Raw genomic sequence first — 17,801 nt, 5'->3', positions numbered from 1 at the left:
CCACCGTACGGCGCGCCGGGGCCGCACGAGCGCGACGCGATCCGTCGCAGCGCCCGCACGCCCGCGCTGCCCGGCTCCGGCTCGTCGATGACGCCGCTCGCCGACCTGTTCGGCGACATCACGCCGAACGGGCTCGTCTACGAGCGTCATCACGCGGGCGTGCCGGATATCGATGCGCAGCGCCATCGCGTCGTCGTGCACGGCCTCGTGCGCGAGCCGCGCGTCTTCACGATCGACGACCTGCTGCGTTTTCCGTCCGAATCGCGGATCCACTTCCTCGAATGCTCGGGCAACACGGGCAGCGAATGGAACGGCCCGAGCGGGCTGCCCGTTCAGTTCACGCACGGGTTGCTGTCGTGCTGCGAATGGACCGGCGTCCGGCTGTCGACGCTGCTCGATGAAACGGGCGTCGATGCCGACGCACGCTGGCTGCTCGCCGAAGGCGCGGACGGCGCGGCGATGACGCGCAGCCTGCCGCTCGACCGGATCCTCGAGCGCGCGCTGGTCGTCTATGCGCAGAACGGCGAACGGCTGCGCCCGGAGAACGGCTACCCGGTGCGGCTGATCGTGCCGGGTTTCGAAGGCAATACGAACATCAAGTGGCTGCGACGGCTGAAACTGGTGCGCGCGCCGGAGATGACGCGCGAGGAAACGTCGAAATATACGAATCTGCTGCCCGACGGCTGCGCGCGCCAGTTCGTGTTCGAGATGGACGCGAAGTCGGTCATCACGCGGCCATCGGCCGGGCACCGGCTCGCCGCGCACGGCTATTACCCGATCAGCGGCTACGCGTGGTCGGGCCGTGGCCGAATTCGCACCGTCGACGTGTCGACCGACGGCGGTCGCACGTGGCGGCCGGCACGGCTCGCCGGCGACGTACGCGACCGCGCATTGACGCGCTTCGAGGCCGACTGGATATGGCGCGGCGAGCCGGCCGACCTGCAAAGCCGGGCAACCGACGAAACCGGCTACGTGCAGCCGACCCGCGACGCGCTCGTCGCCGCGCGCGGCCTGAACTCGCAGTACCACTACAACGGTATCCAGAACTGGCGCGTCGGCACGGACGGCGAGGTGCGCAATGCGTAAGGTGCTCGTTTGCCTGCTGGCGGGCTGCGCGATAACGTCGGGCGCGTTCGGCGCCGGCTTCGGCCTCGGACAGCCAGTCGATCGCGCGGCGCTCGCCGCGTGGGACATCGACGTCGCCCCGGACGGCACCGGCCTGCCACCCGGCGCGGGCACGGTCGCACGCGGCGGCCACGTGTTCGCCGACAAATGCGCGATGTGTCACGGCGCCGGCGGCGAAGGCGGCGTCGGCGATCCTCTCGTCGGCGGCATCGGCTCACTCGCGAGCGCGAAGCCCAAAAAGACGGTCGGCAGCTACTGGCCGTACGCGACGACGCTGTTCGACTACATTCGCCGTGCGATGCCGTACAACGCGCCGCAATCGCTGAGCGCGGACGACGTCTATGCGGTCACCGCGTACGTCCTCCACCTGAACGGCATCGTGCCCGGCGACGCCCAACTCGACGCGCGCACGCTGCCGCGCGTGAAGATGCCGAACCGCGACGGTTTCGTGCCCGACCCGAGGCCGGGCAAGCTGTGACCCGTCTCGCTCCGCTTGCCGCCGCATCGAGCAGTGCACCCGCGCGCGTCGCGCCATGCGTCGCGCGGATCGACCGCATCACGGGCAGTCATTCGGTAGGCCCTTGTTCGGATAGATCGGAGAACGTCGCGGCAGCGCGCGACGCGGTATCCGCTACGCGGCGTATGTGACGCGCCGTCCGCAAGTATTGGGACCCACCCGTCCCGCGTGAAAAGCCGATTTCAGCTTACGTCACGCAGCGCCGGGACTGACCGCGTCCCGACGCGTCAGTGCTGAATGCCCCAGCGCCGCACGGTCGCGCGTTCGAGCGTATCGAACACGAGGTTCTCGACCAGCAGCCCGATCACGATGACGGCCGCGAGGCCCGCGAACACGCGATCCGTGTACAGCTCGTTGCGGTTCTGGAAGATGTACCAGCCGAGCCCGCCTTGCCCCGCGCTCGCGCCGAACACGAGCTCGGCCGCGATCAGCGTGCGCCACGCGAATGCCCAGCCGACGCGCAGCCCCGACAGGATCGACGGCAGCGCGGCAGGCACGAGGATCAGCGCGATCTGGCGCAGGCCGGTGAGCCCGTAGTTGCGTCCGGCCATTTTCAGCGTGACGGGTACGCCGGCGAAGCCGGTATACATGCTCAGCGCGAGCGGCCACAGCACCGCATGCACGAGCACGAACAGCAGGCTTCCGGTGCCGAGCCCGAACCACAGCAGCGCGATCGGCAACAACGCAATGGACGGCAGCGGATTGAACATCGACGTGAGCATCGTCAGCAGATCGCGGCCGATGCGCGTCGATACCGCGAGCGACGTCAGCGCGAACGCCAGCAGCACGCCCAGCGCATAGCCGCGGAGCAGAACCGACATCGAGATGCCCGTCTTGACGAGCAGTTCGCCCGACTCGATGCCCTGCACGAACGCAGCCAGCGTCGCGCCGAAGGTCGGGACGAGCAGATCGTTCGCGACGATGCGCGCGACGATCTCCCAGACGGCGATCAGCACGAGCGCGATGACGCTGCGGCGAAACCACGCTGCGCCGGCGATGCGGCGCAGCAGCGGCGCGGGCGCAGCGCGTTCGGCGTCGGGCAGCGCGTCGAGCGTGCGCGTGTATTCGTCGCGCACGGGCGGCCGCGGCGGCAGGGCCGGATCGATCGTACTCATGATGCGGCGTCCTCGGTCGTCGGTACGTGCGGTGCGTCGGTGTCGAACAGCAGGCGGTGAATCCGGGCGACGTTGTCGCGGAAGTCGCCGGTATCGACGTTGTCGAGCGAATGCTCGTGGCTGTTGAGCTCCGCGCGCACGCGGCCCGGATGCGGCGACAGCAGCAGAATCCGGTTGCCGACCACGAGCGCCTCCTCGATCGAGTGCGTGACGAACAGCAGCGTGAAGCGGAACTCGTCCCACAGCCGCAGCAGTTCCTCCTGCATCTTGCGGCGCGTGAGCGCATCGAGCGCCGCGAACGGCTCGTCCATCAGCAGCACGCGCGGCTGCATCGCCAGCGCCCTCGCAATCGCGACGCGCTGCTTCATGCCGCCCGACAGCGTATGCGGATAGGCATCGGCAAACGTGCCGAGGCCGACCTTGTCGAGATAGTGCAGCGCGCGCTCGCGTGCTTCGACGCGTGACAGCTTCGCGGCGACGCGCAACGGAAACGCGACGTTCTCGGCGACCGTCTTCCACGGCGGCAACTGATCGAACTCCTGGAACACGACGATGCGGTCGGGCCCCGGCCCGCTTACGGGCCGGCCGTCGAGCGCGATCGAACCCGAGACGGGCTCGATGAAGCCGGCGATCGCCTTCAGCAACGTCGACTTCCCGCACCCCGACGGGCCGAGCAGCACGAAGCGGTCGCTGCCGTACACGTCGAAGCTCACCTGATGCGTCGCGCGAACGATCCGCGCGCCGCTGCGGTATTCGAGGCTGACCTGGTCGATCGCCAGCAGGCGTTCACTGTGCGTGCCGGCCTGCGCGGCGTTCGCGGCCGGGCGATCGTCGGCACGCGTATCGGGCACGGCAGACGTGGCCGGCGACGCGCCGCCACGTGCCGCATACGGCGGCAACCAGGTTCGGGGAGAAGTGGCGTTCACGATCGAATCTCTTGCGGGAAAAGCATCAACATACGGCCGGGCACCGTGTGGACCAACCATCGATTGCGCATATCGAAACCGCGCCGACGCATAAGCGTCGATCGCGGCGTCACAGCATCGGCGCCGTTCAACTGCCGCCGGCCGTCGCCGGATCGTCGAAGAAATAATCGCGCCACGACTTTGGTTCGTTGCGGATCGCGCCGGTGCGATGCATGAACTGCGCGAGCGGCAGCGTATTCTGCGGCGCGGTCTTGAACTGCACCTGCGGATTGCGCAGGATCTTCAGCAGCAGCGCGCGATCGATCTTCGAACCGTTCACGCGAATATAGGTGTCGGCCGCGCGCTCCGGATCGGCCGCGATCTGCCGTGCGGCGTCGGCCAGTGCGGCGACGAACGCACGGTAGGTCTTCGGGTTGTCGTCGCGGAATTTCTCGGTCGCGTACAGCACCGTCGCGGAACTCGGGCCGCCGAGCACGTCATACGAATTCAGCACGATGTGCGCGTTCGGGTTGCCGGCGAGTTCCTGCTCCTGGAACGGCGGATTGCCGAAGTGACCGGTAATCACGTTGCTGTTCGCGAGAATCGCGGCCGTCGCGTCCGGATGCGGAATCGCCTGCGTCAGCGCGTCGAGCTTGTCGAACTGCTTGTCGCCCCACTGCTTCGCGGCCGCGTACTGCAGCACGCGCGACTGCACCGACACGCCGACCGCCGGCACCGCGATGCGGTCCTTCGCGCTCAGGTCGGCAATCGTCTTCACGTTGGGGTTGCTGCTCACGAGGTAATACGGAAAATTGCCGAGCGACGCGACGCCCTTCACGTTCTGCCGGCCGCGCGTGCGATCCCACACGGTCAAGAGCGGACCGACGCCCGCGCCCGCGACGTCGACCGCGCCGGACAGCAACGCGTCGTTCACGGCCGCGCCGCCCGACAGTCGCACCCAGTCGACCTTGATGTCGAGGCCAGCCTTGCGCCCTTCCTTCTCGATCAGTTGCTGGTCGCGCGCGACGTTCAGCATCAGGTAGACGACGCCGAACTGCTCGGCGATGCGGATGCGGCCTTCCGCGTGCGCGGCTTGCGGGATGACCGCACCCGCGAAGGCGAGCGCGGCGGTGAGCGTGGCCGCCAGCGCGCGACGCGCCGGCAAGAACGAAAACGACATCGGAACTCCGGTCAGGAAGGGGCAGGAATGAATGACGCGGCTCGCGGCTCAGAAAGGCGCATCGCCTTCGATCGTCGTGCGGTACAGCTTGCGGCGCAGGTGGTCGGGCGTGCCGGCGGCGAGATGCATCAGCGAACGGTTGTCCCAGAACACGAGGTCGTGGTCGCGCCACGCATGCCGATACAGGTGCTCGGCGCGCACGCTGTGCGCGAACAGTTCGTCGAGCAGCGCGCGGCTTTCGTCATCGGGCAAGCCAACGATGCGCGTCGTGAAATGCTCGCTGACGAACAGTGCCTTTCGGCCGGTTTCAGGATGGGTGCGCACGACCGGATGAACGACCGCCGCGACCTGCGCGATCTGCTCGGGCGACAGGTTGGGCCGCCACCGGCTGCGCGCCTGCAGTTCCGCATAGCGCGCGAGATACGTATGCTCGGCGCGCCGCCCTTCGACTGCGCGGCGCAGGTGCGCGGGCAGCGTGTCCCACGCGAGATGCATGTTCGCGAACAGCGTATCGCCGCCTTCCGCCGGCAGTTCCTGCGCGTGCAGCAGCGAGCCGAGGCTCGGTTTTTCCTTGTACGACAGGTCGGAGTGCCAGAAATGGCCGGCATCGCCGAGCCCGACCGGTTTGCCGTTCTCGACGATGTTCGACACGATCAGCACTTCCGGGTGGCCGGCCAGCGCGAACTGGTGCAGCACGTGAATCTGCAGCGGGCCGAAGCGGCGGCTGAACGCGATGTGCTCGTCCGGCGTGATGCGCTGGTCGCGAAACACCAGCACGTGGTGATCGAGATGCGCGCGATGGATGCGCGCGAAGTCGCCGGCGTCGAGCGGTTGCGACAGGTCGAGGCCGATCACTTCGGCGCCGAGCGGCGCGTCGAACGGCACGATGTCGAAATGCTGCGCCGCGCCGTCCGGCCGCAAGGCAGGATGTCCAGCGGATAGCGTCGCGGCGTCGCGGATGGCGGTAGTCGTCACGGCATGGCCCTGATTCGGTCAAAACGCGAATCTACGAGGGCGTACCGGCGTGCGTCAACGAAGCGATTCGGATACGTTTATCTGCTGCGGTGATAAAGATCGCTGCTCGCGCATACGACGCCGGCGAGCAATACCGTGTGCAGTTGCGCGCCGAAATCGCGCGCGCATTCCATCGCGGACTTGTTGCGGCGCACGAGAAAGCGTCAGCTGGCGCCGTCCGCCACGTGCGCACACCGAGCCCGCTCGATACATGCGCACAGCGCTTCGGCGATAGCGTCGATCGGTGCGCCGGGCCCGAACGTCGCCGCGACACCCTTCATCTTCAGGTGTCGCGCATCCGCTGCGGGAAAGATTCCGCCCAACACCACCTGAATCGCGGCGTCATACGACGTCAGTGCGTGGAGTAGCCCCTCGACCAGTTCGAGGTGGGCACCCGACAACGACGAAATGCCCACGATGTCGGCGCCATACGCCTGCGCGGCAGCCGCCACACATGCCGGCTGCTGAAACAGCGGCAGGCGCAGGACGTCGAATCCGGCGTCCTCGAGCGCAGTTGCGACGACGGCCGCACCGCGGTCGTGCCCGTCCTGGCCGAGCTTGGCGATCATGATGCGCGGCCTGCGTCCCACGCGTTTCGCCAGCCGGTCGACGCAGCCTTTCGCCGCCCGCCATGCAGCATCGTCTCGCCGATGTTCGCCGTAGACGCCCTCGCCGTCCGCTTCCACCGCCACGACATGCCGCGGCCATACCGATTCCAGCGCGCGCGTACACTCCCCGACGGTCGCACGTGCCCGCATGCAGTCGATCGCCAGTGCCAGCAGGTTTCCGGTGCCGTCACGCGCGGCGTCGGCCAGCCGCTGCAACGCCATCGCAACCCGCGCCGGATCGCGCGCGGCCTTGACGGCTGCGATTCGCCGCGCCTGCCCGGCACGCACGTGACGGCCGTCGATCTCGCACACCATGAATTCGCCAGTCGGTTCGTCCGCGACGAAACGGTTCACGCCAACCACGGTTCGGCGCCCGGAATCGACCTGCGCCTGCGTCGCGGCCGCGGCGCGCAGCAAGCGCCGCTTGACCCAGCCGGACTCGATCGCGGCGATCACGCCGCCCTGCGCGTCGATGGCGGCCAGCTCGGCGCGCACGCGTGTCGCGATGTCGTCCGTCAGCGACTCCATCATGTACGAGCCGGCCCACGGATCGACCGTGTCGCACAGTCCCGTTTCATGCTGCAGAATCAGCTGCGTATTGCGCGCGAGGCGCGCCGCCGCCGCGGAAGGCAGTGCAAGCGCTTCATCGTACGCATTCGTGTGCAGCGACTGCGTGCCGCCGAACGCCGCGGCCATCGCCTGCGCCGTCACGCGAACGATGTTGTTTTCCGGCTCCTGTGCCGTCAACGACCAGCCCGACGTCTGGCAATGCATGCGCAGTGCGCACGCCCGGGGCGAACGCGCGCCGCACGCGTGTGCGATCTCCGCCCACAGGAGGCGCGCCGCGCGCAGCTTGGCGATTTCCGTATAGAAATCGCTGCCGACGCCGAAGAAAAAGCTCAAACGGGAGCAGGCTTCATCCGCAGGCATGCCGCGTGCGGCCAGCGTGTCGACGTACGCGCGCGCGTTCGACAGCGTCAGCGCGAGCTCGAGCACGGCATCGGCGCCGGCTTCCTGGAAGTGATATCCCGACACCGACAGCGCATTGAAGCGCGGTGCATGCCGCGCGAGCCACAACGCGACGTCGGCGACGATCCGCATCGACGGCTCCGGCTCGAAGATCCACGTATTGCGGACCATGTACTCCTTCAGGATGTCGTTCTGAATCGTCCCGCCGATCCGCTCGGGCGGCACGCCCTGCTCCTCGGCGGCCACGACGAACGCCGCCATGATCGGCAGGACCGCGCCATTCATCGTCATCGACACGGTCGTGGCGTCGAGCGCAATGCCGTCGAACAGCCGCACCATGTCCTCGACCGTATCGATCGCGACGCCGGCCAAGCCGACGTCGGCCCGCGCCTCGGCGCAGTCCGAGTCGTAACCCCGCTGCGTTGCCAGGTCGAATGCCACGGACACCCCCTGCGCGCCCTGCTCGAGTGCCGTGCGAAACGCGAGATTGGAATCCGCGGCGTCGGCATGCCCCGTGTATTGCCGGATCGTCCATGGGCGATCGGTATACATCGACGCGTACGGCCCGCGCACATAGGGCCACGCGCCGGGCATGCCGTCGAGATGCGCGACGGCGTCGAGATCGCTGCGCGTGTAGAGTTTCCGCAGCGGCACCGCGCGCGCGCCTCGATCGTTCCGCGCGACGTTCTCCACGCCGGTGCCCGGCTCCATGCATGCCGCTTCGTTCATGCCCGACTCCAGCGCTTTTGCGTGATCACATCGGCAATCTTCGTCCCGTCGCCGTCGCGCACGATTTCGCTCCAGTGCAACAGGCCATCCGCATCGGATCGAGCACGCGCGAAACGCACGGTCAACGAATCGCCGATGTCGAGATTTCCATGAAAGTACAGTTGACGCGCCGCCAGCACGGGGGCCTGCTCGAAGCGGTAATGCTGCCATTCCGCGCGGTCGACGAACGCCTGGAAGCTGGCGAAGTAAAGCAGGTCCGCGCCATTGAAATCCGTGTTCGGGCACGGCAGAAACGAGACGCTTGCGCCGTCGCCCTCCGCGAGGCCGGCGAGCGCCGGCACGATCGACGCATCCCGCACGCGCAACTTCTTCGCACGTTCCGCCATCGCCAGCGCATCGGCCGGAACCGGTCCGGTGTGGCCGTCGATGCCGGTCATGCGCGCCTTCGCCACCGAGCGGTTGCTCCCGGCGTGTTCACGCGTCACGAACGTCGACATCATCCGCACGATACCGGCTTCGTCGTCGCCGTGCCGGATCCGCTGCTCGCTGAAATGGCGAATCGGGCCGACCCTGCGAAGCGCGACATGAAGCGCGAACGTGTCGTTCTCGCGAATCGCGTGACGGCGGTTCATGTCGACGTGCACCGCAACGAACGACGCATAGGCACGCCGCCCCTCGTCGTCGAAGAACTCGGGGACGTCGCGGCCGCCGTGCGCGGCCAGCGCGTCCCAGTGACGCTGCCCGCACTCCTTGAGCAGCCAGTTCTCCGCGAGCCCCGTGTGCGCGAGTTGCGGCATGCCGGCCCGATAGCGATGGATGGCGGTATGCATCGGCGTCAGGCGGCCAGGCTTTCGGCCGAGCGCCGCGCGGCCGTCGTCCCGGCCTGGATCTGTTCGACGATATGGGCCGCATCGCGCGCCACCCCGGAGAATCGCCCGGAACCCCACGTATATAGCCAGGGCAGCCCGACGAAGTAGAGCCCCGGAACCGGCGTCACACCGCGCTGGTGCGCGGGATAACCGCGGCCGTTGAATACCGGCGCATCCAGCCAGCTGAAATCCGGAGTGAAGCCGATGCACCAGACGACCGATGCGATGCCGCTGGCCGCGAGATCGAGCGCCGTGCGCTCGCCGGCCGGACGCCACACGGGCTCGTAGCGCGTCGCCGGCGGCGCCGCGATCCCGTTCTTCTCGATATGGGCATCGATGCCGGCATTGATCCGGTTGTACGTATCGTCGGCGCTGTCGAGCTGCGCCGACAGATCCGCGGAGAAGCGCAACTGCCCGCCCGCGAAATCCTCCAGCCGGCCGTACAGTTCCATCCCTTCGGCCGCAAAGCGGCGTAGATCGATATCGCGCCCGCCATCGCGGCCGGTCACATAGTGGTTGGTATTGTCGCGCACGCCTTCGCGCAGCGGATGCGCATCGACCGGCATGTCGTAGTACTGCATGTCGGCCAGCCAGTCGACGACGTCCCTGCCCCGGTAGAAACGGGCACAGCGCGGTGCATCGCCTACCGCGAGGAACACCTTTCTCCCGGCGAGGTGGAGGTCTTCCGCGATCTGCGCGCCCGACTGCCCCGATCCGACCACGAGAACCGGTCCGTCCGGCAATGCGGCCGGATTCCGGTATTCCGACGACTGGATCTGCACGATCGTTGCCGGCAACCGCTCGGCCATCCGCGGCACGATCGGCCGATGGTAGCCGCCCGATGCAACGACGACCTGATCCGCCGTGTACGCGCCGCGCGACGTCGCGATGCGATAGCGCCCGTCCGCGTCGCGCGTCACACGCTCGACGGCGGTATGTTCCAGCACCGGTGCATCGACGCTGCGGATGAATCCGTCGAGATACTCGACGATCTCGTCCTTCGTCATGAAGCCGTGCGGATCGGCACCGCGATACGGATAACCCGGCAGCGCGCACTGCCAGTTCGGCGTCACGAGACAGAACGCGTCCCAGCGCTGCTTGCGCCACGTATGCGTCACGGTCTCCTTTTCGAATACGAGATGATCGATACCTGCCTGCTTCAGGTAGTAGCTGATCGACAACCCCGCCTGCCCGCCGCCGATGACGGCTACGCGCAGATGGGCATCGGAATCCGGGAGGCTGGATGAAACAACGGGTTCGCTTGACATGATGCAGTCCTGAATGTGTGTTGAAGAAGACAGTGGATTCCTGCGTGCCTTACGCCTCAAACGAGTTCGATGACGGTCACGGTCGCGTCGCCCTGCGGCGCGAATCGTTCCGCGTTCGCTTCGATCCGTGCCAGCTCGTCCATCGCGGCCGAGCACGCGAATCCGTATTTCTCGCGGACGCGATCGGACGCGATACCCAGTGCGCGTCGGGCTCGCTCGACGAAGTCGTCGAGCGCGTACTGCGTCTCGGGCGTGAAGAATTCCGACACGACGGTCGAAGGCGAATAGCAATTTGTTTCCGACTGATCGGGCCAACGAACCCGAAAATGCATGACCGGCATGATTCCTCCTCATTCAGTGGACACGACTCGCGCACGCTGCGCCAGCCGGGCCCGGTAGATATCCAGATGCCTTCGCGCACTCGCTTCCCATGAGTAGCGGTTCAGCACAGCGGGGACGGCATGTGCGAAATCGGGAACACGCCGTCCCGAGAGCGCGTCGCGCAGCGCGTCGGCGATCGAATCCACATCGCCGGGATCGGCCCACACGCACGCGTGCTCGTCCAGATACTCGGTAAAGGGTTCGATTTCGGACACGACGACGGGCTTTCCGCAAGCAAGCCCCTCGAGCACGACCAGACCGAATCCCTCTCGGACCGACACCATCGACACCACGTCGGCGCAGTGCATCAGCGCGACCAGCGCCGCGTCGTCGAGCGGCCCCGTCGACACGACGGGTTCGTCGACGCCGATCCCCAGCCCGAGGGCAGCGGCGCGCGCGACGAAGCGGCGTGCGTATGCGTCGTGATCGAGCAGGCTCGCGCCGCCCGCGATCACGAGCCGTGCATCGGGCATCGTGCCGCGCAATCGGGCGAACGCCTCGAGCAACGCGATCGAGTTTTTCCGCTCCTCGATCCCGCCGATCGCCAGGACAATCGGGCCGCCGTGCAGGCCGTGCCGCTGCCGCACCGCCTGCATGTCCGCCTGGTCCGCACGAGCGAACCGGGCGACGTCCACGCCGTTGGGCACCACGCTTGCGTCGACCCCGAACGTCTTGCGCATCGTGGCCGCCCACACGGCGCTCACGCACAGCACCTGGTCCGCCGCACGCCACGCACGTTCCTGCCAGCGCTCGAGCTGCGGGTCGTCGAATACGTCGAGGTGATGCACGGTCCGTACGAAGCCGTCTATTGCGCCTGCCTGCCGCAACTCGGCCAGCGCATTGCCCGTGATGCTGTCCTGTGCATGCAGGACGTCGAACCCGCCCGCCTCGTGCTCCTGCAACGCGCGCCTGATCGCGGCAATCCGCGCGGACACCATTTCCGCGACGCTGCCAGGGCGGCCATCGACGCGCGCCAGCACGACGCGGCACGGGACATCGCGGAACATCGCCTCGCCCGGCGCGGCCGGCGCGAACACGGTGACGTCGCTTCCCGCTTCGTGCAGCGCACTGGCGAGTTCAAGTGCGTGCACGACACCGCCGCGCGGATTCACCGAATGGGTCAGCAGCGCGATGCGCAACGCGTCGCCACTCATCGGACACCTCCGCCGCCGGTAATGAACGGTTCGATCCGGAAATCCCACAGCACCGCCGTTTCGCCCGCTTCTTCGACGACGACCTCGCGCGTTGCGTCGATATCGCCGATCACGGCGCACGCGAGCCCGCGCGCCGCGAAGCGTTCCACGATCGCGTCGGCATGCGCCGGCCGGACCGACATCAGGAACCCGTAGCTCGGAAAGGCCGTCAGCCAGCGATCGAAATCGACGCCGGGCGGACGCGGGATCGCGTCGAGTTCGATGCGCGCGCCGACGCGCGAGCATTCGACGAGCATCAGCGCCGTCCCGAGCACGCCCGCCATCGAGATATCCTTCGCGGCATCGCACAGCCCGTCTTCGGCCAGCGCCGGCAGGATCTCGAGATCGCCGCGCAGCCGGGCCGGCGGCGCGCCGACCGACGCATTCCAGAACGGATACGGATCCTCGAATGCGCCACGCAGGTCGACCGCCATCATCAGGCGATCGCCCGGCTGCGCGCTGAAGCTCGACAGCAGCGCGCGGGCCCGGCCCAGGATCGATACGGCCAGTTGCCCCTGCGCGCTGCGCGCGTTGCTGTGGCCGCCGACGATCGGCACGCCATACGCCGACGCAGCCGCGGCCATCCCGGCGAGCACCGGCCGCGCGGCGTCGATTCCGTCGCTCCACAATGCATCTACGACGGCGATCGGCCGCCCGCCCATCGCGTAGACGTCGCTGACGTTCGCCATCACGCCGCTGTACCCCGCGAACCACGGCATCGACTTGACGAAATCGCCGACCATGCCCTCGATCGCAAACAGCAGGTAACCGTCCGCGTCGGGAATCGCCGCGCAGTCGTCGCCGAGTGCCACCGCCTGCGCGAGATCCCGCTCGCCGTTCGGCAATGCCGCTGCGAGCGATGCGACCACGCCGGAGATGTCGTGCTTGTGCTGGAAGCCGCGACTTGCGCGCAGCGTTGCGATGCGACCGTCGACACTCATGGCCGCACCTCCGAGCGCAGGACGAAACCCTCGAACGGCGTGCCGCACGGCGGATAGTGCGCCAGCCGGGCCTGCATCAGTTGATGAGGACGTCCGAACAACGTTTCCTCGCCGAGCGCATCCCAGTGAAGCCGACGAAACAGCGGCACGTTCTGCGATTGCACGTGTGCGACGAAGGTTCGGCAACCTTCGGCATGCGCGCTGCTGACGGCAAGTGCGATCAGCATCGAGCCGATCCTGCCCTGCCTGCGAAACGCCGGATGCACCGCCAGCCGCGAGCCCATCCAGGTTCCGGGCACGGTTTCATGAATCCGCACCGTGCCGACCACCTGCTCGGGCAGCCCCGCGCAGCAGCTGACTGCGACCAGCAGTTGCGCGTGGCGATCGATATCGTCGCGATCGTCGCCGGCGAAGATCCCCTGCTCGATGCAGAACACCGCCCGGCGCAGCTTGTATGCTTCGTCGATTTCCCACGGAAGCGCCGCCCATTTGATCCGGTATTCGGCGGGCCGGTAGGTGTCGCAGCAGTCGGCCAGTCCCATCTCTGCGCAGTACATGCTCACCCCTCGTAGGTCGAAAGCGACGAGCAGGCGCCGCACTTTCCGCAGCCTGCCTTGATGTCGGCGGAGCGCATGCCGGCGTCGCGCAGCATGGCGCCGAGCGGTTCGAGCACCGCCCGCATGAACTCCGGCGACGGCGCCGGATGACTCTCCAGCGGCGTGCCGCTGATCGGGACGAACGGCACGACGAACGGATACACGCCCAACCCGATCAGTTCGCGCGACATGTCGAGGATCGCGGCCGCGCTGTCGCCGAGCCCGGCGAGGATGTAGGTGCTGACCTGACCGCGGCCGAACACGCCGACGGCCGCGCGGAATGCCGCCATGTATCGGGACAGCGGCACACTCGCCTTGCCCGGCATGATCCGTTCGCGCACCGCCGGCGTCACGGCTTCCAGATGCATGCCCAACGTATCGATCCCGCTGGCCCTCATCCGGTCGAACCAGCTGTCGTCGTCGGGCGGCTCGCATTGCGCCTGGATCGGGAGATCGACGGCCGCCTTGATCGCGAACGCGCTTTCGCACAGCACGCGCGCACCGCGATCCGGCGTCGGCGGTGTGCCGGTCGTCAACACCATGTGCTTGACGCCGTCGAGCAGGACCGCCGCGCGCGCAACCTCGGCGAGCTGTTCCGGCGTCTTGCGGGCGATCGTCCGGCCGGCCGCGAGCGACTGGCCGATCGAGCAGAACTGGCAGGTCTTGCGCCGGCTCTCGTAGCGAATGCAGGTCTGCAACACCGTGGTCGCCAGCACGTCGGCGCCATGCAGCGTCGCGATGTGCGAGTACGGCACGCCCTCCAGTGTCTGCAACGCGTAGAAGCGCGGGCTCGACGGAAAGCTGATGCTCGCGATCGGGATGGTGCCGCGCGAGAGCAGGCTGACGCCCGCCGCATCGGGCGCCGCCGCGACGAACGGCGAATCCCACGCGGTACTCGTGTGCACCGGCACCATGATGGTCACGCCGTCGACCGTCACGGCCTTGTGATCGGACGGCCCGGCGCCGCCGCGCCGGCTCGCGGCGCCCACCCGCGGATCGGCGAGGCGCAGCCCGACCGACTGCAGTTCAGTCATCAATTGCCGGCTCTGCACCGACGGTTTCGCGTTCGCGCTCATGGCAATGTCCCTCGAAGTCGCGTGCGGCCGGCACGCCGATCCCCATCGGGGTCACCGTCGTCGCCGGCCGATCGTTGATGGCAAGACTCAGCAGTTCCGGCCGTGCATAGTGGCCGACCGAATCCATCATTCGCTTGCGCTTGGTGATCAGCGACATGTCCAGGTCGGCGATCACCATCCCTTCGCCCTCCCGCAAGGGCTCGGCCAGATGCTGCCCCTCCGGTGACACGATCGCGGTATTGCATCCGCCGCGCAGGGCCTTCTGCAGATTCGGATCGCCCGTGATCGACTCGATCTGGGCGTCCGTCAGCCAGCCGGTCGCATTGACGACGAAGCAGCCCGCTTCCAGCGCGTGGTGGCGGATCGTGACTTCGATCTGTTCCGCAAAGATCGGGCCGACCAGCGAGCCGGGAAACTGACTGCAATGAATTTCCTCGTGCTGCGTCATCAGCGCATAACGGGCGAGCGGGTTGTAGTGCTCCCAGCACGCGAGCGCACCGACCCGTCCGACACCGGTCTGCGCAACCTTGAGTCCGGCCGCGTCGCCCTGCCCCCAGATCATCCGCTCGTGAAACGTCGGCGTGATCTTGCGGCGCTTCACCGCGAGGCGCCCGTCGACGTCGAAGATCAGCTGCGTGTTGTACAGGCTGCCGTGGTCGCGCTCGTTCACGCCGAGCACGACCACCATCCCGTGCAGACGCGCGCGCTCCGCAACGGCATGCGTCACGGGGCCCGGCACCGCCACGGCCTGCTCGTACAGCCGCATGTGATCGGCGCCGGATGCGACCGGCGTCCGCACGAACGAGAAGTACGGGTAATACGGCACGAATGTTTCAGGAAAGACGATCAGCTGGACGCCCTTGCCGGCGGCCTCGTCGATCGCCGCGCAGACCTTGTCGAGCGTGCCGCCGGCGCGTTCCAGATCGGGAGCGATCTGGACGGCTGCCGCCCGGACGATACGTTTGTCGGACATGATGGCACCCGTCATTCGATCAAACGGTCCAGGTATGGATGACCAGCGCGTTCTCCTTGCGGTGAAGCAGCTGGATATCCAGCACGTCGAGCGGATTGATCGGTCGAATGCCCTCGATCAGCGACGCTTCGCCATGCCCGTAGAGCGCCTGCAGCGCAAAACGGCACGCGTAGACTTTCCCGCCTTCTTCCATGAACTTGACGAGTTGCTTGTTGAAGTTCAGATGACCGGGAAACGCCTCGTCGCCGAGCGTCGGAAATCCGCGCTGGAGGCCGAGCGTCACGCCGGGGCCATAGAGCAGCACCGACGTCTCGAATCCCTTGCGTTGCAGGCGAGTCGCCTGCAGCAGGTTCACGAAGCCGATCGATCCCTCGAACGCAACCGTGTGGAACGTCACGAGCGCTTTCTCGCCCGGTTCCGCCTTGACGTCTTCGAACACCTTTTCCTCGTAATCGACGAGGAAATCTCCCTTCTTGTGCAACGGCTGATTGACTGCGGGCATGGCACGCTCCGTTTGATAATGAGTTCAGTGATATTCCCGAACACTTTCGAGTCCGGGCGATCTCATTAACGCAACGCATATGCCAACCAGGCACAGACCTGATGCGATCACTCTCCGATCATTCAATCGATAAATGCCGATGCAGCCGGTCCGATCCTTGCGTGACCGAATGCGGTTCGGACAGGAAGTGTCCCGTCCGGGCGACGGCGCGCACCCGTGTGAAGCAACCAGCAAGCATGCGTGCGCATCGAGCGTGCATCCATGCATCAATCCGATACATGATGCGATCAATGCAATCATCTGGCTTCGGAATGGCGATATAGATATTTCCGATTAATGCGCCATGCTAACGTTTTGATGAATCATCAAATGGAAACAGGTATGGATTACATAATCCATCATTGGTCGAAGCGACTCCTGGAAAGCAGGAAGCCGGCGTACCTGCTGATCCCCGACCTGATCGAGGAAGACCTGGCGGCGGGCCGGCTGAAATCACGCGACCGCCTACCCGGGCTGCGCGATCTCGCCGGTGCGCTGAACCTGAACTACACGACGGTGGCCCGCGCGTATGCTGAAGCCCGCAGACGCGGCTTGCTCGATACACGGGCAGGAAGCGGTACGTTCGTGCGCGGCCCAACCCGGACGATCCCGCTGTCGGGCGGGAGCAGCATCGAGATGTCGATGAACATGCCACCGGAGCCGCCCGAGATGGCCGGGCGACTGCAGGAATCGGCTGCCGCGTTGTTCGCCGCGGCGGACCCTTACCAATTGATGCGATATCAGGATTTCGGCGGCACACCGGCGGATCGCGCCGCCGGCCGCGCATGGCTGGCCAATCGCCTGCCCGGCTGCAGCAGCGATACCGTGCTCGTTTGTCCGGGAATCCACAGCGCCCTCGTCGCGCTCGTTTCCCGGCTTGCGAGCCGCGGCGACTCGATCTGCCTCGATTCACTCGCTTACCCCGGCATCAAGGCCATCGCATCGCAACTGGGCGTGCGGTTACAGCCGCTGCCGCGGGACGACGACGGGCCGTTGCCGCATGCCTTCGAATCGCTCTGCCGAAGCGGACAGCCCGCTGCGCTGTACTGCAACCCGACCCTGCAGAACCCGAGCACGCTCACGATACCGTTCCGGCGCCGCGAAGCGTTGGCCGATATCGCCACACGCTACAACGTGCCCATCATCGAGGACGACGCCTATGCGATGCTGCCGCAGAGCGCACCGCCGCCACTGGCATTGCTGGCCCCTGAACTGACCTACTACGTGACCGGCATGTCGAAGAATCTCGGCGCCGGGCTGCGAATCGCCTACCTGTTGGCACCGACGGTGCGCGAAGCACAGCGTGTCGCGGGTGCATTGCGCGCCACGACCGTGATGCCGAGCCCGTTCACGATGCTGCTGTCTACCCAGTGGATCAATGACGGCACGGCAAGCGAGATGCTGGCCGCGATTCGATCCGAGGCGCATGCACGGCAGGCGATCGCGGGCCGGATTCTCGGCGCATGGCCTTTCGATGCCCACCCCGACGGTTTCCATCTCTGGTTGCCGATTCCGGGCGAGTGCCTATGGACCGCACCGGATCTGGCGCAGCATCTGCGGAGTCGAAACGTCGCCGCCGTGGCGAGCGCGGCATTTTCGACGGACGGCGACCCGCCGGCGGCGATCCGTATCTGCCTTGGCGGGCCGCAGGATCGGGAGCAGTGCCGGGACGGCCTGGAACTCGTCGCGGATGCACTGACTGACGCGCATCATCTTTATGGTGCGGCGATGTAGCGGCCGATACCGCGTCGAAGACAAATGGGCGCCCCCCCGGTTCGCCATCGCGCTCGACCCGCAACCG

General features: G+C 67.0%; 17 protein-coding genes. 3 read left to right on the top strand and 14 right to left on the bottom strand.

Annotation, left to right across the window (positions count from 1 at the left end):
* Together soxC and DPV74_RS07395 are read left to right on the top strand one after the other, a co-directional pair.
* Positions 1-1,086 (top strand): sulfite dehydrogenase (gene soxC / locus DPV74_RS07400; RefSeq protein ID WP_119336879.1); only part of this gene is annotated, 1,086 nt, incomplete at its 5' end.
* A complete protein-coding gene (locus tag DPV74_RS07395) occupies positions 1,079-1,603 on the top strand; it encodes a c-type cytochrome (RefSeq protein WP_027789309.1) in 525 nt (174 codons plus the stop codon). The genes soxC and DPV74_RS07395, both read left to right, overlap by 8 nt.
* A 266-nt stretch (positions 1,604-1,869) precedes the next feature.
* Here the strand turns inward: DPV74_RS07395 and DPV74_RS07390 are convergent, their stop codons facing one another.
* From DPV74_RS07390 to DPV74_RS07325, 14 genes are all read right to left on the bottom strand, one after another.
* The gene (locus tag DPV74_RS07390; protein ID WP_027789310.1) at positions 1,870-2,757 is read right to left on the bottom strand and encodes an ABC transporter permease; all 888 of its coding nucleotides are present in this window, start codon (positions 2,755-2,757) and stop codon (positions 1,870-1,872) included.
* Positions 2,754-3,743 carry an ABC transporter ATP-binding protein gene (locus DPV74_RS07385; protein WP_119336878.1) on the bottom strand — a complete coding sequence of 330 codons (990 nt, stop codon included), beginning with the start codon at positions 3,741-3,743 and terminating at the stop codon, positions 2,754-2,756. The genes DPV74_RS07390 and DPV74_RS07385 overlap by 4 nt, the downstream gene beginning before the upstream one ends.
* Before the next feature lie 67 nt (positions 3,744-3,810).
* The gene (locus DPV74_RS07380; RefSeq protein ID WP_059575161.1) at positions 3,811-4,842 is read right to left on the bottom strand and encodes an ABC transporter substrate-binding protein; all 1,032 of its coding nucleotides are present in this window, start codon (positions 4,840-4,842) and stop codon (positions 3,811-3,813) included.
* A 48-nt stretch (positions 4,843-4,890) separates the two neighbouring features.
* Entirely contained in the window at positions 4,891-5,817 is a 927-nt protein-coding gene (locus tag DPV74_RS07375) for a TauD/TfdA family dioxygenase (RefSeq protein WP_060319580.1), read from the bottom strand.
* Between the two features lie 203 nt (positions 5,818-6,020).
* Positions 6,021-8,162, bottom strand: coding sequence for a methylmalonyl-CoA mutase (gene scpA / locus DPV74_RS07370; RefSeq protein WP_119336877.1), 2,142 nt, complete (start codon positions 8,160-8,162; stop codon positions 6,021-6,023).
* Positions 8,159-8,992, bottom strand: a complete 834-nt coding sequence (locus DPV74_RS07365; protein WP_119336876.1) for a Pnap_2097 family protein — start codon at positions 8,990-8,992, stop codon at positions 8,159-8,161. The genes scpA and DPV74_RS07365 overlap by 4 nt, the downstream gene beginning before the upstream one ends.
* A 5-nt stretch (positions 8,993-8,997) precedes the next feature.
* Positions 8,998-10,299 (bottom strand): MSMEG_0569 family flavin-dependent oxidoreductase, encoded by a 1,302-nt coding sequence (locus tag DPV74_RS07360; RefSeq protein WP_119336875.1) that lies wholly within the window; start codon positions 10,297-10,299, stop codon positions 8,998-9,000.
* A gap of 56 nt (positions 10,300-10,355) precedes the next feature.
* Positions 10,356-10,640, bottom strand: a complete 285-nt coding sequence (locus DPV74_RS07355; RefSeq protein ID WP_021156903.1) for an MSMEG_0570 family nitrogen starvation response protein — start codon at positions 10,638-10,640, stop codon at positions 10,356-10,358.
* A gap of 9 nt (positions 10,641-10,649) precedes the next feature.
* On the bottom strand, positions 10,650-11,834 hold the full coding sequence (locus DPV74_RS07350; protein WP_119336874.1) for an MSMEG_0565 family glycosyltransferase: 1,185 nt from the start codon (positions 11,832-11,834) through the stop codon (positions 10,650-10,652).
* Positions 11,831-12,814: a sll0787 family AIR synthase-like protein gene (locus tag DPV74_RS07345; protein ID WP_119336873.1), complete on the bottom strand. Its 984-nt coding sequence runs from the start codon at positions 12,812-12,814 to the stop codon at positions 11,831-11,833. Before DPV74_RS07345 ends, DPV74_RS07350 begins: the two co-directional genes overlap by 4 nt.
* Positions 12,811-13,371 (bottom strand): MSMEG_0567/Sll0786 family nitrogen starvation N-acetyltransferase, encoded by a 561-nt coding sequence (locus DPV74_RS07340; protein ID WP_060371809.1) that lies wholly within the window; start codon positions 13,369-13,371, stop codon positions 12,811-12,813. Before DPV74_RS07340 ends, DPV74_RS07345 begins: the two co-directional genes overlap by 4 nt.
* A gap of 2 nt (positions 13,372-13,373) precedes the next feature.
* Positions 13,374-14,444, bottom strand: coding sequence for an MSMEG_0568 family radical SAM protein (locus DPV74_RS07335; RefSeq protein ID WP_119336887.1), 1,071 nt, complete (start codon positions 14,442-14,444; stop codon positions 13,374-13,376).
* The gene (locus DPV74_RS07330; protein ID WP_027789321.1) at positions 14,437-15,459 is read right to left on the bottom strand and encodes a Nit6803 family nitrilase; all 1,023 of its coding nucleotides are present in this window, start codon (positions 15,457-15,459) and stop codon (positions 14,437-14,439) included. The genes DPV74_RS07335 and DPV74_RS07330 overlap by 8 nt, the downstream gene beginning before the upstream one ends.
* A gap of 19 nt (positions 15,460-15,478) precedes the next feature.
* Positions 15,479-15,961 (bottom strand): MSMEG_0572/Sll0783 family nitrogen starvation response protein, encoded by a 483-nt coding sequence (locus DPV74_RS07325; RefSeq protein WP_006405208.1) that lies wholly within the window; start codon positions 15,959-15,961, stop codon positions 15,479-15,481.
* Between the two features lie 381 nt (positions 15,962-16,342).
* Here DPV74_RS07325 and DPV74_RS07320 point away from each other — a divergent pair, with 381 nt between their 5' ends.
* Complete coding sequence (locus tag DPV74_RS07320) at positions 16,343-17,734, top strand: PLP-dependent aminotransferase family protein (protein ID WP_119336872.1); 1,392 nt, start codon at positions 16,343-16,345, stop codon at positions 17,732-17,734.
* The last annotated feature ends 67 nt before the right edge of the window (positions 17,735-17,801 follow it).

The sequence above is a fragment of the Burkholderia sp. HAN2018 genome, from assembly GCF_024704855.1.
GTDB classification, from domain to species: Bacteria; Pseudomonadota; Gammaproteobacteria; order Burkholderiales; family Burkholderiaceae; genus Burkholderia; species Burkholderia cepacia.
The sequence above is the reverse complement of the archived record's forward strand: the minus strand, read 5'-3'. Positions and strand labels throughout refer to the sequence as shown.

What these genes read in the sequence shown, in the direction of transcription:
- DPV74_RS07395 (WP_027789309.1), top strand. Translation starts at nt 1,079, where the DNA reads ATGCGTAAGGTGCTCGTTTGCCTGCTGGCGGGCTGCGCGATAACGTCG.
- DPV74_RS07390 (WP_027789310.1), bottom strand. Translation starts at nt 2,757, where the DNA reads ATGAGTACGATCGATCCGGCCCTGCCGCCGCGGCCGCCCGTGCGCGAC.
- DPV74_RS07385 (WP_119336878.1), bottom strand. Translation starts at nt 3,743, where the DNA reads ATGGTTGGTCCACACGGTGCCCGGCCGTATGTTGATGCTTTTCCCGCA.
- DPV74_RS07380 (WP_059575161.1), bottom strand. Translation starts at nt 4,842, where the DNA reads ATGTCGTTTTCGTTCTTGCCGGCGCGTCGCGCGCTGGCGGCCACGCTC.
- scpA (WP_119336877.1), bottom strand. Translation starts at nt 8,162, where the DNA reads ATGAACGAAGCGGCATGCATGGAGCCGGGCACCGGCGTGGAGAACGTC.
- DPV74_RS07365 (WP_119336876.1), bottom strand. Translation starts at nt 8,992, where the DNA reads ATGCATACCGCCATCCATCGCTATCGGGCCGGCATGCCGCAACTCGCG.
- DPV74_RS07360 (WP_119336875.1), bottom strand. Translation starts at nt 10,299, where the DNA reads ATGTCAAGCGAACCCGTTGTTTCATCCAGCCTCCCGGATTCCGATGCC.
- DPV74_RS07355 (WP_021156903.1), bottom strand. Translation starts at nt 10,640, where the DNA reads ATGCCGGTCATGCATTTTCGGGTTCGTTGGCCCGATCAGTCGGAAACA.
- DPV74_RS07350 (WP_119336874.1), bottom strand. Translation starts at nt 11,834, where the DNA reads ATGAGTGGCGACGCGTTGCGCATCGCGCTGCTGACCCATTCGGTGAAT.
- DPV74_RS07345 (WP_119336873.1), bottom strand. Translation starts at nt 12,814, where the DNA reads ATGAGTGTCGACGGTCGCATCGCAACGCTGCGCGCAAGTCGCGGCTTC.
- DPV74_RS07340 (WP_060371809.1), bottom strand. Translation starts at nt 13,371, where the DNA reads ATGTACTGCGCAGAGATGGGACTGGCCGACTGCTGCGACACCTACCGG.
- DPV74_RS07335 (WP_119336887.1), bottom strand. Translation starts at nt 14,444, where the DNA reads ATGACTGAACTGCAGTCGGTCGGGCTGCGCCTCGCCGATCCGCGGGTG.
- DPV74_RS07330 (WP_027789321.1), bottom strand. Translation starts at nt 15,459, where the DNA reads ATGTCCGACAAACGTATCGTCCGGGCGGCAGCCGTCCAGATCGCTCCC.
- DPV74_RS07325 (WP_006405208.1), bottom strand. Translation starts at nt 15,961, where the DNA reads ATGCCCGCAGTCAATCAGCCGTTGCACAAGAAGGGAGATTTCCTCGTC.
- DPV74_RS07320 (WP_119336872.1), top strand. Translation starts at nt 16,343, where the DNA reads ATGGATTACATAATCCATCATTGGTCGAAGCGACTCCTGGAAAGCAGG.